This window comes from Pseudomonas sp. NPDC090203 (assembly GCF_044746765.1).
GTDB lineage: Bacteria > Pseudomonadota > Gammaproteobacteria > Pseudomonadales > Pseudomonadaceae > Aquipseudomonas > Aquipseudomonas putida_AD.
Map to the genome: position 1 here is coordinate 55,501 of NZ_JBIVCV010000022.1, position 14,019 is coordinate 69,519.

A 14,019-nucleotide genomic window follows, 5' to 3' on the forward strand; every position below is an offset into this window, starting at 1 on the left:
GCCGGCAAGCCGTGCTGCTACGGATATTGGGCCGTCCCGCAACCATCAAATGACGTCAGGACGGCGGACGGGATTACAGGTCGCCGTAACCCAGCGAACGCAGGGCACGTTCGTCGTCGGACCAGCCGCCCTTGACCTTGACCCACAGGTTGAGCATGACCTTGGAATCGAACAGCACTTCCATGTCGCGGCGGGCGTCGGAGCCGATGCGCTTGATGCGCTCGCCCTTGTCGCCAATGATGATCTTCTTCTGGCCGTCACGTTCGACGAGGATCAGCGCATGGATGTGCAGGGTCTTGCCCTGCTGCTTGAATTCTTCGATCTCGACAGTGATCTGGTACGGCAGCTCCGCACCCAACTGGCGCATGATCTTCTCGCGCACCAGTTCGGCGGCCAGGAAGCGGCTGCTGCGGTCGGTGATCTGGTCTTCCGGGAAGAAGTGATCGTTTTCCGGCAACTGCTCGGCGATCACCTTCTCCAGCGCTTCCAGGTTGTGCCCCTGCTGCGCGGAAATCGGGATGATCTGGGCGTTGGGCAACTGCTCCTGCAACCAGGCCAGGTGCGGCATCATGTCGGCCTTGTCTTCGATGCGGTCGGTCTTGTTCAGCGCGACGATCAGGGGGCCGGTCACGTACTGCACGCGCTCCAGAACCATCTGGTCCTCGTCGGTCCACTTGGTGCGGTCCACGACGAAGATCACCACGTCGACGTCTTTCAACGCCGCCGAAGCGGTCTTGTTCATGTAGCGGTTGAGCGCCTTGTCGCTGCCCTTGTGCATGCCGGGGGTGTCGACATAGATGGCTTGCACGTCGCCTTCGGTCTTGATGCCCAGCATGTTGTGGCGGGTGGTCTGCGGCTTGCGCGAGGTGATCGCCAGCTTCTGGCCGAGGATGTGGTTGAGCAGCGTCGACTTGCCCACGTTTGGCCGGCCAACGATGGCGACATAGCCACAGCGTGTTGCAGTTGTATCAGTCATTGCCATTCTCCACACCAAGGGCGATAAGTGCTGCGGCCGCGGCTACCTGTTCGGCAATGCGACGGCTGACACCCTGTCCCCGGCTTTTTTCATTCAGTAAGGTAACTTCGCATTCGACGAAGAAGGTCCGGCAATGCGGCTCGCCCTGGATGTCCACCACTTCATAGCGCGGCAGTTCACAGGCGCGGGACTGCAGGAATTCCTGCAGCCGGGTTTTCGGGTCCTTGTTGGTGTCGACCAGCGTCAGGCTGTCGAACTCGCTGGCCAGCCAGGACAGCACGCGCTCGCGCGCCATTTCCATGCCCGAATCCAGGTAGATCGCACCGATCAGCGCTTCCAAGGCATCGGCCAGAATCGACTCACGCCGGAAACCGCCGCTCTTCAATTCGCCGGACCCCAGGCGCAGGTACTCACCCAGATCGAATCCGCGGGCCAGCAGCGCCAGGGTTTCGCCTTTCACCAGGCGGGCACGCAAGCGCGACAACTGGCCTTCACGGGCCTGAGGGAAACGCTCGAACAGCGCTTCACCGGCCACGAAGTTGAGGATGGCATCACCGAGGAATTCCAGACGCTCGTTGTTGCGTCCGGCAAAGCTGCGGTGGGTCAAGGCCAGAACCATCAGTTCCTGGTCTTTGAAGGTATAGCCGAGCTGACGCTCCAGGCGACTCAATGACACGCTCACGGTTTACCCACGCTGAATTCGTGGTCGAACTTGACCACCAGATCGATGTTCTGGATCAGTGGCTCTCGTTGTTCGTATTTCAAATGGGCGAGGAACCTGTTGTTCTCCGTCGTCACTGTTAACGCCTTGTTCAAATCCAAATCCCGAATGTTATTGACCTGCATGCCTTTGGCCACATAGTCATGGAAATCACTGCTGCTGTTGATCTCCGCGGCGTTGTCGGTGCCGGCGGCTTCGATGATTTTCTTCATCGACATGTAATCGAGGTAATGCGGCACTACCTTGGCTGCGGTACTTGCTGCAAATGCAAGGACGGCCAGCAAAACCAGCCACCCAATGAACGACAAGCCTTTTTGCGAACCGGCAGATGTCATGTGTGCCCTCAAGAATAGTCTGTCCCTGCGGCATGCAGGGCCAACCCCGCAAGCTTAGACCGCTGAAATGACATACGGCGCTGTGTCACACAGCGCCGCAGCGGTTACTTGATCAACCCGACTCGCGAGAAGTTGGGCAGGTGGCTCAGCTTCGGCTCCGGCCAGCTCATCCACACGGCAAAGGCCTTGCCGACGATGTTCTTGTCGGGAACCATGCCCAGCTCTTCCTTGGGAATGTTGGGGTCATCCCAGTAGCGGCTGTCATTGGAGTTGTCGCGGTTGTCGCCCATCATGAAGTAATGGCCGGCCGGGACTTTCCACTCGTGGTCAGGCGGCGCGCGGTAGCGGCTCATCTCCTGACGAATCTGGTGCTCGACCTCGCCCAGCTTCTCGTTGTACAGCTCGGCGCTGCCCAGGGTCCCGGGCTCCGAACCGATCAGCTGCTTGGCGACCAACTGGCCGTTGACGAACAGTTGCTTGTCGTTGGTATAGCGCACGCTATCGCCCGGCAGGCCGACAACGCGCTTGATGTAGTTGACGTTCGGATCGCTTGGGTAGCGGAACACCATCACATCCCCGCGCTGCGGATCACCTACCGGGATGACTTTCATGTCGATCACCGGCAGACGGATACCGTAGGAGAACTTGTTGACCAGGATGAAATCGCCCACATCCAGCGTCGGCTTCATCGATCCCGAAGGAATCTGGAACGGCTCGACCAGGAACGAACGCAACACCAGCACGATGAACAGGACCGGGAAGAACGACTTGCCGTATTCGACCAGCAGCGGTTCCTTGTTCAGTTGCTCGACGACGGCGACATCCGGCTGGCTCACGCTGCCCTGATAATTCGCAATGGCCGAACGCCGACGCGGCGCCAACACGATCAGATCGATCAGCGCCAGCAAACCGCAGACAAAAACGGCAATGACCAACAACAGCGGGAAATTTAGTGACATAGGGCCTGATTATTCCAACCTGAGCACTGCAAGGAAGGCTTCCTGTGGAATTTCCACGTTGCCGACCTGCTTCATGCGTTTCTTACCGGCCTTCTGCTTTTCAAGCAGCTTGCGCTTACGGCTCACGTCGCCACCGTAGCACTTAGCCAGTACGTTCTTTCTGAGTGCCTTGACGGTTGTACGCGCGATAACCTGGCCGCCAATGGCTGCCTGGATTGCCACGTCGAACATCTGACGAGGAATCAGTTCTTTCATCTTCTCGGTCAACGCACGGCCTTTGTAGGCAGCGTTGTCGCGGTGCACGATCAGCGCCAGCGCATCGACCTTGTCGCCGTTGATCAGGACATCGAGCTTGACCAGGTTCGCCGACTGATAACGATCGAAATGATAGTCCAGCGACGCATAACCGCGACTGGTCGACTTCAGACGGTCGAAGAAGTCCAGGACCACTTCGTTCATCGGCAAGTCGTAGGTCACCTGGACCTGGGTGCCGAGGAACAGCATGTCGTGCTGGATACCGCGCTTCTCGATGCACAGCGTAATGACGTTGCCCAGGTGCTCTTGAGGCACAAGGATGTTCGCCCGCACGATCGGCTCGCGCATGTCTTCGATGCTGGAGAGATCCGGCAGCTTCGACGGGTTGTCGACGTAAATGGTTTCACCGGTCTTGAGCAACAGCTCGAAGATTACGGTTGGCGCCGTGGTGATCAGGTCCAGGTCGTACTCGCGCTCGAGGCGCTCCTGGATGATTTCCATGTGCAGCATGCCCAAGAAGCCGCAACGGAAGCCGAAGCCCAGTGCGTCGGAGCTTTCCGGCAGGTATTGCAGCGACGAGTCGTTGAGCGTCAGCTTCGACAGCGCATCGCGGAAGTCTTCGAAATCGTCGGAGCTGACCGGGAACAGGCCGGCGTAGACCTGAGGCTGGATGCGCTTGAAGCCTGGCAGCACTTCGACGTCCGGGGTGGAACTCAGGGTCAGGGTGTCACCCACCGGCGCACCGTGGATGTCCTTGATGCCGGCGATGATGAAGCCTACTTCGCCCGCTTTCAGGTCCACTGTTGCCGTGTGCTTGGGGTTGAACACACCGACGCTGTCCACCAGGTGAATCTTGCCGGTGGACTTGACCAGGATCTTGTCGCCCTTCTTGACGCGGCCGTGACGCACGCGCACCAGGGAGACGACGCCCAGGTAGTTGTCGAACCAGGAGTCGATGATCAGCGCTTGCAACGGCGCTTCGATGTCGCCGGTCGGCGCCGGAATGGTCTGGACCAGACGCTCCAGCACTTCGTCAACGCCCATGCCGCTCTTGGCGCTGCACGCCACGGCGTCGGTGGCATCGATGCCGATGACCTTCTCGATCTCGTCCTTGACGCGATCCGGGTCGGCCTGGGGCAAGTCCATCTTGTTCAGGACCGGCATGACTTCCAGGCCCTGTTCGATGGCGGTGTAGCAGTTGGCGACGGACTGCGCTTCCACGCCCTGACCGGCATCGACCACCAGCAGCGCGCCCTCGCAGGCGGCCAGCGAGCGGCTGACTTCATAGGTGAAGTCCACGTGACCCGGGGTGTCGATGAAGTTCAGCTGGTAGGTCTTGCCGTCCCGCGCCTTGTAATAGAGGGTAACGCTGTGGGCCTTGATCGTGATCCCGCGCTCACGCTCCAGGTCCATGGAATCAAGCACCTGAGCTTCCATTTCGCGCTCGGACAGGCCGCCGCACATCTGGATGAAACGGTCAGCCAGCGTCGACTTGCCATGGTCAATGTGGGCGATGATGGAGAAATTGCGGATATGACTCAAATCACTCACGGATCAACACTCGAAAAATATTGCAGGCAGACTGCCCGCCGAAAATAGCCGGGAATTGTACCTGAAGGAACGCTCGGGCGTCACTGCGCACGTGCAGCGGCAAATCCGGGCGCCCTTCTGGCACAAAAAAGGAGCGATCCTGCCGCTCCTTTTCCGTCATGGCTGATTATTCGGCCAGTTTGAAGGTGATGAAGGTGGCGCGCCCCTGGCGCAGCACTCGCATCGACACCGAACGGTTCTTCGGCAGGCCCTTGGCCACTTCAGTGAACTGCTTGGCGGTGGTGATCGCCTGGTTGTTCAGGTGAGTGATCACATCGCCCGTCTGCAGGCCGATCATCGAGGCAGGACCGTCCTGCACGTCCTTGATGACCACGCCGCCCTTGAGGTCCAGCGACTTCATCTGCTCGGCGGTCAGGTCGGTGACCGAAACACCCAGACGGTTGCTGCTGCGCTCGACACCCGCATCGGCGGCGCCCATTTCCTCGCCTTCGGCAGGCAATGCGCCGACGGTGACCGTCACTTTCTGGCGCTTGCCGTCGCGGATCACGTCCAGTTCGGCCTTGCTGCCGTCCTTCAGGTTGCCGATCAGGTGCGGCAGGTCTGCCGACATGACGATTGGCGTGCCGTTGGCGCTGAGAATCACGTCGCCGACCTGCAGGCCACCCTTGGCCGCCGGACCGTCTTCCAGAACCTGGGCGACGAGCGCACCGGCCGGTTTATCGAGACCGAACGACTCGGCCAGGTCTTTGTTCACTTCCTGGATCACGACACCCAGCCAGCCGCGGTTGACCTTGCCGTTGGCCTTGAGCTGGTTGGCCACGTCCATCGCCACATCGATCGGGATAGCGAACGACAGACCCATGAAGCCGCCGGAACGGGTGAAGATCTGCGAGTTGATACCCACCACTTCGCCCGCCATGTTGAACAGCGGACCACCGGAGTTGCCCGGGTTGATCGCGACGTCAGTCTGGATGAACGGCACATAGGTGTCGTTCGGCAGGCTGCGGCCCTTGGCGCTGACGATACCTTTGGTCACCGAGTGATCGAAGCCGAACGGCGAGCCGATGGCCAGCACCCACTCACCCACCTTGAGCTTGTCGGAGTTGCCCAGCTTGACGGTGGGCAGGTCCTTGCCGTCGATCTTCAGGACCGCAACGTCGGTGCGCGGGTCGGTGCCGATCAGCTTGGCTTTCATTTCGCTGCGGTCGGACAGGCGAACGAGGATCTCGTCGGCGCCGTCGATCACGTGGTTGTTGGTCAGGATGAAACCGTCGGCCGAGATGATGAAACCCGAGCCCAGGGACTGCGCTTCACGCTGGCGATCGCCCTTTCCGGACCCTGGCGGACGCGATCCTGGCGGCATGCTGCGCTCGAGAAACTCACGCAGCATCGGCGGCAGGCCTTCCAGATCGGGCACCTGGCCCTGGGCCACCGAACGTTCCGGCATTTTCTGCCGCGTACTGATGTTCACGACGGCAGGCGACGCCTGCTCCACGAGGGTGGTGAAGTCAGGCAGGGCTTCTGCCTGGGCAGTGAGGACCTGCCCGAGCATGAGCACGGCGGCCATCCAGGACAGGTAGGTTTTCAAGCGTGGTATCGACATACGGCTCCCGTTCACAACGAGCATGGATAAGCGGTACGAACCGACAGGTTCGAGGAGCATTCACACAGTGCAGTCTTGCTCAGTGTTGGGCTCTTAACCAGTGTTTTACTCCAGGTCAGCTTTCTGAAAGCTGAAACGACAAAGGCCAGAGCTGCGAAGCTGTGACCTATAGAAAAAAAAGAGTGTGATTGCAACCTGCAAAGCTGACCAAACATTTCAGCATCTCGTGCAGAGCCCGCGATTGCTAGGCTAGAGGCCCGGAACGCCCAATATGAAACCTTTTTCATAGTGAGCGTACCGGTTCAGGCAGATTACTTTTTGGCAGCGGCCGGCGGCGCGGCATCGCCATTGCGCATGGACAGCGCGATGCGTTCAGCCGTGCCGATCGGGATCTCGCCGACCACAGTCACCATGGCATCGCCCTTGGGCGTTGTCAGGCGCCGGGACACGGCGACGGTCGGGCCGAGCTGGGTGCGAATGTCCGTCACGGCGGCCCCGCTCACAGGCTCGATGAACACGGAGAAGCGCGCCAGGCCATCGTCATACATGAGGCTGGTGACCAGCGCCTTGGAGTCGGGGTCCTTGCGTGCTGCAGCGCCGCTGAGCTCAAAGCCGGGCGGCAGCCAGTCGGAATGCCAGGCCACCGCAGGCTTTTGCGCCTCGGGCTTGGCCTTGGCCACTTCGACCTGCTTGCAGTCGCCACTGGGTTCAAGCGCCTGGTCAGTTGGTGCGGCGGTGTTGAACTCGGTGAACTGGAAACGCTCGAGCAACTGCCCTTTATCGCTCAACAACAGCGACTTGAGGGGCAACCCGGTTTCCTTGTCCAGATGCAGTTCGATACCGAAGCGATGCTGATCGCGGGGCGTCAGCGTCACGACCACGGCAGGACGACCGGCCACGCGGGAATCCCCGGCGACCTTGATGTCATACCAGGACGACAGCCTGGCAGCGTCGAAGCCATGGGCCGGCGAATCCGGAATGTTCGAGACCCCCGCAACCAGAGTACCGCTGACGCATTGAGTCATGCCGTCAACGCGCAGCACTTCCTGGGCGGAGCCATCGAGCTGTAGGAGATGTTCACGAACCTTGCCATCGGCAACGCGATGCCAGATTCGGTGAGTTGAAAAGCTCCCATTTCGCTCGTAGACGAACGTGCCCTGGAAGCTTTGCTGTTGCTCTGCCTGCGCAAGACGCTTGAGTTGGTCTTGCGCGTCATCGGCATGAGCTGGAAGGACCAGCCATCCACCAAGCAGAAGCGGCAATAGACGGATGGCGCGCATGATCCTCCTTAACGGTTTTCCAGACTGGCAGCACGTGCGTATGGCAGAGCGCTTTCAGTGCCTTTCAACGCAGCTTGTTGGGCGTGTTGACGCAGGTAGCCTGGCAGACGCTGGTCATGCCAGCCGGCTTGGTTCTGCAATACGCCACTGGCCATCGGGCCTGGGGTCTGGTCGTTGCTCTCGGTGTAGCCAGCCAGGACTGCCGGGCCTTTTACCTGAGGCATGGCGATGTTGGCAGGCTGTGCCGATTGCTGTGCAAGTTGGGCACCGGCGATTTCATCCTGGTTGTACAGGCGCACCCCGGCCAGAACGGCGACGGTGACCGACGCAGCTACAGCCAGGCGACCCAGCGTACGCCAAGGGCCACGACCGGCCTTGAGCGGGCTGACTTCGTCGGCGATGGCGGCGGATACAGCGGCCGAGATATCCAGATGAGGCATCAGCAGTTCTTTGTGCATCGCTGCACGAGCAATCTGATAACGCGACCATGTGGCACGTGTATCCGCATCGTCGATTGCATTGAGCACTCGACGTAATTCCAATTCGTCCGCTTCGTTATCCATTACCGCGGACAGCGATTCCTGCAGGGCTTCACGACTCATGGCGGTTCCTCTCATATGGCTATCGCCGCTGTCTCAGGTTTCCTGCAACAAAGGTTGCAGGGCTTTATCAATGGCTTCCCGAGCGCGGAAGATGCGAGAGCGCACGGTACCAACCGGGCATTGCATAACGCTCGCAATGTCCTCGTAACTCAGACCGTCAAACTCACGCAAAGTTAGAGCAGTACGTAAATCTTCTGGCAGTAGCTGGATGGTCCGATGGACGGTGCCCTCGATCTCATCCCTCAACAATGCCCGTTCCGGCGACTCGATGTCCTTGAGGCCGTGATCGCCGTCGTAGAACTCCGCGTCTTCAGATCTCACATCGCTGTCCGGCGGCCGCCGACCTCGCGACACCAGATAGTTTTTCGCCGTGTTGATGGCGATACGGTACAGCCACGTATAGAACGCACTGTCGCCGCGAAAGTTTCCAAGCGCGCGGTAGGCCTTGATAAAGGCCTCTTGCGCAACATCCTGGGCTTCGTGGGTGTCGTGGACGAATCTCACGATCAACCCAAGAATCTTGTGCTGATATTTCACCACTAGCAGATCAAAGGCTCGCTTGTCGCCGCGCTGTACGCGTTCGACCAGTTGCTGATCCTCTTCCTGGGTTAGCATGAACACTCCTCATAGAGCTCAAAGGAGTGTTGCAGAGGCTGGCTCACAGGCTTGCAAACATAGACTCGGGCTTTACGCAAAAGTTCTCCCCCCTTCAAGCAAGTTTCCGGCGAGCGTCGGTAGCCCGCACGAAAAACGCAGCTCGAACCAGGTCGGCTGCGTGAATAATCTTGTCGTCGAAAGCGCTTGCGCAGGTGATCAAGCCACCCTTGCAGAACGCCGACGCTGTCCCTTTATCGGCAACCCTCTATTGAACGTAGGGCTTTATGAAAAGTTCCCACTATTTGTTCTAGAGCGTGAGACGCACACCGCCGTGTCAGACGGATCCAATCCGATCATGAGTGCCTGATCGAAATAGCCCGCCGGACGGTATGCACAATACCGCGCAGTAGCGCACAATCCGCCCCCGCTGCGATTCACAATTGCCATAAAATCCTGGCCATTGTGCCGCCACTACACCTTACATACTAGGCTCCGTTGGAAATGTTTTGATGCGAAGGTGATGGGGTTTTCACTGCACAATCACCGAGCGTCGGGACATTTCGTACGCAGCCACAGGCCATATAGAAGCCGAGAGAACAATGAGTCGACACTTTCAACATGACGTACTGGTGATCGGCAGCGGTGCTGCCGGCCTGAGCCTGGCGCTGACCCTCCCCTCCCACCTGCGCATCGCGGTGCTGAGCAAGGGCGATCTGGCCAATGGCTCGACCTTCTGGGCCCAGGGCGGCGTGGCGGCGGTGCTGGACAACGCCGACACCGTGCAATCCCATGTTGAAGACACGCTCAATGCCGGCGGCGGCCTGTGCAATGAAGACGCCGTGCGATTCACGGTGGAGCACAGCCGCGAAGCGATTCAGTGGCTGATCGACATGGGCGTGCCGTTCACCCGCGACGACACCTCGGCAGTGGTGGACGGCGGTTTCGAATTCCACCTGACCCGCGAAGGCGGGCACAGCCATCGGCGTATCATTCACGCCGCCGACGCCACCGGGGCGGCGATCTTCCGCACGCTGCTGGCCCAGGCCAAGTCGCGCCCGAACATCGAGCTGCTGGAGCAGCGCGTTGCGGTCGACCTGCTTACCGAACGCCGCCTGGGCCTGGACGGCCAGCGCTGCCTGGGCGCCTACGTGCTGGACCGCAGCACCGGCGAGGTCGATACCCACAGCGCCCGCTTCACGATTCTGGCGTCCGGTGGCGCAGCGAAAGTCTACCTCTATACCAGCAACCCCGACGGCGCCTGCGGCGACGGCATCGCCATGGCCTGGCGGGCGGGCTGCCGGGTCGGCAATCTGGAATTCAACCAGTTTCACCCCACCTGCCTGTATCACCCGCAGGCCAAGAGCTTCCTGGTGACCGAGGCCCTGCGTGGTGAAGGCGCTTATCTAAAGCTGCCCAACGGCGAACGCTTCATGCAGCGTTTCGATTCCCGCGCCGAGCTGGCCCCGCGAGACATCGTCGCCCGGGCCATCGACCATGAAATGAAGCGCCTGGGGGTGGACTGCGTTTACCTGGACATCAGCCACAAGCCAGAAGAATTCGTCAAAACCCACTTCCCCACTGTTTATGAGCGCTGCCTGGAATTCGGCATCGACATCACCCGCCAGCCGATTCCCGTGGTGCCTGCTGCGCACTACACCTGCGGTGGCGTGGTAGTTGACCAGCACGGCCGCACCGACGTGCCCGGGCTCTATGCCATCGGCGAAACCAGCTTCACCGGGCTGCACGGCGCCAACCGCATGGCCAGCAACTCGTTGCTGGAGTGCTTCGTCTACGCTCGCTCGGCCGCCGCCGACATCCTTGCGCAACTGCCGCAGGTCCCCCAGCCGCAGGGGCTGCCCCAGTGGGACGCCAGCCAGGTGACCGACTCGGACGAAGACGTCATCATCGCCCACAACTGGGACGAACTAAGGCGCTTCATGTGGGACTACGTGGGCATCGTACGCACCAACAAGCGGCTGCAACGCGCCCAGCACCGGGTGCGCCTGCTGCTGGACGAGATCGACGAGTTCTACAGCAACTACAAGGTCAGCCGCGATTTGATCGAGTTGCGTAACCTGGCCCAGGTGGCAGAGCTGATGATCGCTTCGGCCATGGCCCGCAAGGAAAGCCGTGGGCTGCACTACACGCTGGACTATCCAGAGATGCTGCCGGAAGCGGTGGACACTATTCTGGCGCCGCCCACCTTTGACGGCTGAACTTGAGCCGCAGACGCAGGCGCCGGTGATCGTCCGGTGCCATCCCGTCAGCCGCAATGCACACACTGCGCACCCAGCGTCGCTCCAGCCAGTGACCCGTCGCAGGGCGATACCTGAGCAAGACAAGGAACGGCAGCGCTACGCTGTCCGGGCGCAGTTGCACCGGTTGCCAGCCATGACGCTGGCTCCACAACTGCCAGCCGCCGCTGTCCCGACGCAGGGCAGTCAGCGCGTCTGGGGCGTCGAGCAGGATCGACCGGCGCAGGTAGCGAGCCCCGTGCAACAGGCACAGCGCTACGCCGAGGGCCTTGGCCCACGCCGGGACGGCTAGAAGGAAAGTCGACACAAGGGCCAGCGACAGGCAGCCCAGATATGCCGTCAGCAGGATTCTGGAACCCCGCCAGCGGCATTCGAACCGGTCATTTCGGCTGGACACGGTCCAGAATCATGCGAACCATGCGCTGCAACTCCGGATCCTGCGACTCGCCGCGCTGCATGAACCAGACGAACATGTCCTGGTCTTCGCAGGTCAGCAGGCGCACATAGAGTGCACGGTCCACGTCATTGAGCGATGGATAGACTTCTCTGACAAACGGCACCAGCAGGACATCCAGCTCGAGCATGCCGCGGCGGCTGTGCCAAAAGAGACGGTTGAGTTCAACATCTTCGACCATGGGGCGCTCCTCGAATTTGGCGGCGAGTATACAGGGGCGCATCCGGTTGGCGTACCCGCGATTAGTCGCAATGGATTGCATAAACGAAGCACGGCACTATGATGGTGCCCCAGACTTCTTCCCTGCGATGACCCATGGCCGATTCAGCTTTCTTCTGCCCGCTGTCCCACGAAGGTGTGCTTGCCGTTCGCGGCGTGGACGCCAGCAAGTTTCTTCAAGGCCAACTGACCTGCAACATGGATTACCTGAGCGATGCCAAGGCCACGCTCGGTGCCCGCTGCACGCAAAAAGGCCGCATGCAATCCAGTTTCCGCATTCTGCTGGAAGGTGATGGCGTGGTAATGGCCATGGCCAGCGAGCTGATCGAAGCCCAACTGGCGGACCTGAAAAAATACGCTGTCTTCTCCAAGTCCAAGCTGACCGACGAAAGTCAGGCCTGGGTGCGATTCGGCGTGAACGACGGTCAGGCCGCACTGGCCAGCCTGGGCCTCGAGCTGGCGGATGAGACCGATTCGGTCGCCCGCGCCAATGATCTGGTCGCCATTCGCGTCTCCCTTGCCCGCGCAGAACTCTGGGTTCGTGCCGAGGCAGCAGCCGATGTGCGCAATCGTTTGGCCGCCCACTTGCCCGAAGGCTCACTGAACGACTGGCTGCTGGGTCAGATCCGCGCCGGTATCGGTCAGGTGTTCGGCCAGACCCGTGAAGAATTCATCCCGCAGATGATCAACCTGCAGGCCGTTGGCGGCGTCAGCTTCAAGAAAGGCTGCTACACCGGTCAGGAAATCGTTGCGCGCATGCAGTACCTGGGCAAGCTCAAGCGTCGCCTGTATCGCCTGACGCTGGAGGGCACCGACCTTCCTGAACCTGGCACCGAGCTGTTCTCTCCCGTTCACACAAGTTCTGCCGGCAACGTGGTGATTGCAGCGCGCAGCGGCAACGCTGTAGAACTGCTGGCGGTGTTGCAGGCAGACGCCGTGGAGAACGGTCAGATTCATCTGGGCGCACCTGAAGGCCAGTCGCTGCAACTGGCAGAGCTGCCCTACACTCTGGATGCCAAGCTTGAAACCCAGCGTTGAACCGCAGCGATAACAACCGTGTCAGACGTCAGCGCAGTGGTCTGCGCCCCTGCCATCGCACGGCACGCGGCGCTGGTCGTAATGCAATATCCAGAGATTTCGTATGAGTAGCATGGCTGACAAGGTGCAGAGGGACCTGATCAAGGCGATCGACAAGGACGCCTTGTTTCTGCCTACGCTTCCTGAAGTGGCAATGAAAATCCGTCTGGCGGCCGAAGACTCGGAAATCACCATCGCCGACCTCTCCAAGGTGATCGGCAGCGACACTGCGCTGTCCGCCCGCCTGATCAAGGTGGTCAACAGCCCATTGCTGCGGCCTAACTTCGAGGTCAGCGACGTGCTGACCGCGGTGCGTCGTCTGGGCGTGAACTATAGCTGCAATCTGGCGATCGGGCTGGTGGTGGAGCAGATGTTTCACGCCAAGTCCGAGGTCATCGAAACCAAGATGCGCGACATCTGGAAGCTCAGCCTGCAGGTGGCCGGGGTCAGCAGCGCGCTGAGCCAGCGCCGTGGAATGCTCAAGGCCGACAAGGCGACGCTGGCGGGCCTGGTGCATCTGATTGGTGTGCTGCCCATCCTGACCTACGCCGAAGACAACTTCGAATTGCTGGCCGATCCGGTGAGCTTGAACCATGTCATCGAGCGCATTCACCCGATCATTGGTGAGCGTTTGTTGCGCTCGTGGGACTTTCCCGAAGCGCTGGCGATCGTTCCCCGGCAGTTTCAGAACTTCACCCGTGTTTCCACCCAGGCTGATTATGTGGATCTGGTGCAGGTGGCGTCCGTGCATGTGCACGAAGCCACGGGCAGGCCGTATCCGAATCTGGATGTGATGGCGATGCCGGCGGTCAACCAGTTGGGCCTGAACATGGCCGACGGGGCGCTGATCAACGAAATGAACGAGGCGATGACGCTGCTCTACTGAGCCTGACAGACCGCTCCCGCGGGCAAGCCCGGCTGCTACGGGATTTGTTGAGATGCTGCGACATTCGTCTGACCTCGACCTGTGGAGCGGGCTCGCCCGCGAAGGCGGCGGATCAGGCACCATCGAAGCTTCTGGCCGGACGCTTTCGCGGGCAAGCCCGCTTGTATGGTAGGACTCGAAGGGGTGGGTGGGACTAAAGCCAGCTTCTGACTGTTAGCCGCAGTACAGACCGTGGGAGAAATCGTCCCC

General features: G+C 60.5%; 14 protein-coding genes. 3 read left to right on the top strand and 11 right to left on the bottom strand.

The genetic code is table 11. The features are described from left to right. Positions 1–73: 73 nt before the first annotated feature. The 9 genes from era to rpoE all read right to left on the bottom strand — a co-directional run bounded on the left by era (position 74) and on the right by rpoE (position 8,897). The gene (era, locus tag ACIPO9_RS27035) at positions 74–976 is read right to left on the bottom strand and encodes a GTPase Era (RefSeq protein ID WP_274135518.1); all 903 of its coding nucleotides are present in this window, start codon (positions 974–976) and stop codon (positions 74–76) included. Continuing rightward, a complete protein-coding gene (gene rnc, locus ACIPO9_RS27040) occupies positions 969–1,658 on the bottom strand; it encodes a ribonuclease III (protein WP_274135519.1) in 690 nt (229 codons plus the stop codon). The genes era and rnc overlap by 8 nt, the downstream gene beginning before the upstream one ends. Then, the gene (locus ACIPO9_RS27045; RefSeq protein ID WP_274135521.1) at positions 1,655–2,032 is read right to left on the bottom strand and encodes a DUF4845 domain-containing protein; all 378 of its coding nucleotides are present in this window, start codon (positions 2,030–2,032) and stop codon (positions 1,655–1,657) included. The genes rnc and ACIPO9_RS27045 overlap by 4 nt, the downstream gene beginning before the upstream one ends. A gap of 104 nt (positions 2,033–2,136) precedes the next feature. After that, positions 2,137–2,991 (bottom strand): signal peptidase I, encoded by an 855-nt coding sequence (gene lepB / locus ACIPO9_RS27050; protein ID WP_274135523.1) that lies wholly within the window; start codon positions 2,989–2,991, stop codon positions 2,137–2,139. A gap of 9 nt (positions 2,992–3,000) precedes the next feature. Beyond that, positions 3,001–4,797, bottom strand: a complete 1,797-nt coding sequence (gene lepA / locus ACIPO9_RS27055; protein WP_274135525.1) for a translation elongation factor 4 — start codon at positions 4,795–4,797, stop codon at positions 3,001–3,003. Between the two features lie 166 nt (positions 4,798–4,963). After that, entirely contained in the window at positions 4,964–6,364 is a 1,401-nt protein-coding gene (locus tag ACIPO9_RS27060; RefSeq protein ID WP_400605181.1) for a DegQ family serine endoprotease, read from the bottom strand. A 347-nt stretch (positions 6,365–6,711) separates the two neighbouring features. Further along, a complete protein-coding gene (locus tag ACIPO9_RS27065) occupies positions 6,712–7,680 on the bottom strand; it encodes a MucB/RseB C-terminal domain-containing protein (RefSeq protein ID WP_400784411.1) in 969 nt (322 codons plus the stop codon). Positions 7,681–7,688: 8 nt separating this feature from the next. Beyond that, on the bottom strand, positions 7,689–8,282 hold the full coding sequence (locus ACIPO9_RS27070) for an anti sigma-E factor RseA C-terminal domain-containing protein (protein ID WP_274135527.1): 594 nt from the start codon (positions 8,280–8,282) through the stop codon (positions 7,689–7,691). 33 nt (positions 8,283–8,315) lie between these two features. After that, the gene (rpoE, locus tag ACIPO9_RS27075) at positions 8,316–8,897 is read right to left on the bottom strand and encodes an RNA polymerase sigma factor RpoE (protein WP_037014368.1); all 582 of its coding nucleotides are present in this window, start codon (positions 8,895–8,897) and stop codon (positions 8,316–8,318) included. A 581-nt stretch (positions 8,898–9,478) separates the two neighbouring features. Here rpoE and nadB point away from each other — a divergent pair. Next, complete coding sequence (nadB, locus tag ACIPO9_RS27080; RefSeq protein WP_400784413.1) at positions 9,479–11,095, top strand: L-aspartate oxidase; 1,617 nt, start codon at positions 9,479–9,481, stop codon at positions 11,093–11,095. Here nadB and ACIPO9_RS27085 read toward each other — a convergent pair. Both ACIPO9_RS27085 and ACIPO9_RS27090 read right to left on the bottom strand, forming a co-directional pair. Next, the gene (locus ACIPO9_RS27085; protein ID WP_400784414.1) at positions 11,064–11,531 is read right to left on the bottom strand and encodes a protein YgfX; all 468 of its coding nucleotides are present in this window, start codon (positions 11,529–11,531) and stop codon (positions 11,064–11,066) included. The genes nadB and ACIPO9_RS27085 overlap by 32 nt on opposite strands. After that, positions 11,515–11,769 carry a succinate dehydrogenase assembly factor 2 gene (locus ACIPO9_RS27090; protein ID WP_274135535.1) on the bottom strand — a complete coding sequence of 85 codons (255 nt, stop codon included), beginning with the start codon at positions 11,767–11,769 and terminating at the stop codon, positions 11,515–11,517. Before ACIPO9_RS27090 ends, ACIPO9_RS27085 begins: the two co-directional genes overlap by 17 nt. Positions 11,770–11,903: 134 nt before the next feature. Here ACIPO9_RS27090 and ACIPO9_RS27095 point away from each other — a divergent pair, with 134 nt between their 5' ends. Then, entirely contained in the window at positions 11,904–12,845 is a 942-nt protein-coding gene (locus ACIPO9_RS27095) for a YgfZ/GcvT domain-containing protein (protein ID WP_400784416.1), read from the top strand. Between the two features lie 103 nt (positions 12,846–12,948). Further along, positions 12,949–13,770 carry an HDOD domain-containing protein gene (locus ACIPO9_RS27100; protein WP_274135537.1) on the top strand — a complete coding sequence of 274 codons (822 nt, stop codon included), beginning with the start codon at positions 12,949–12,951 and terminating at the stop codon, positions 13,768–13,770. Positions 13,771–14,019 lie beyond the last annotated feature (249 nt).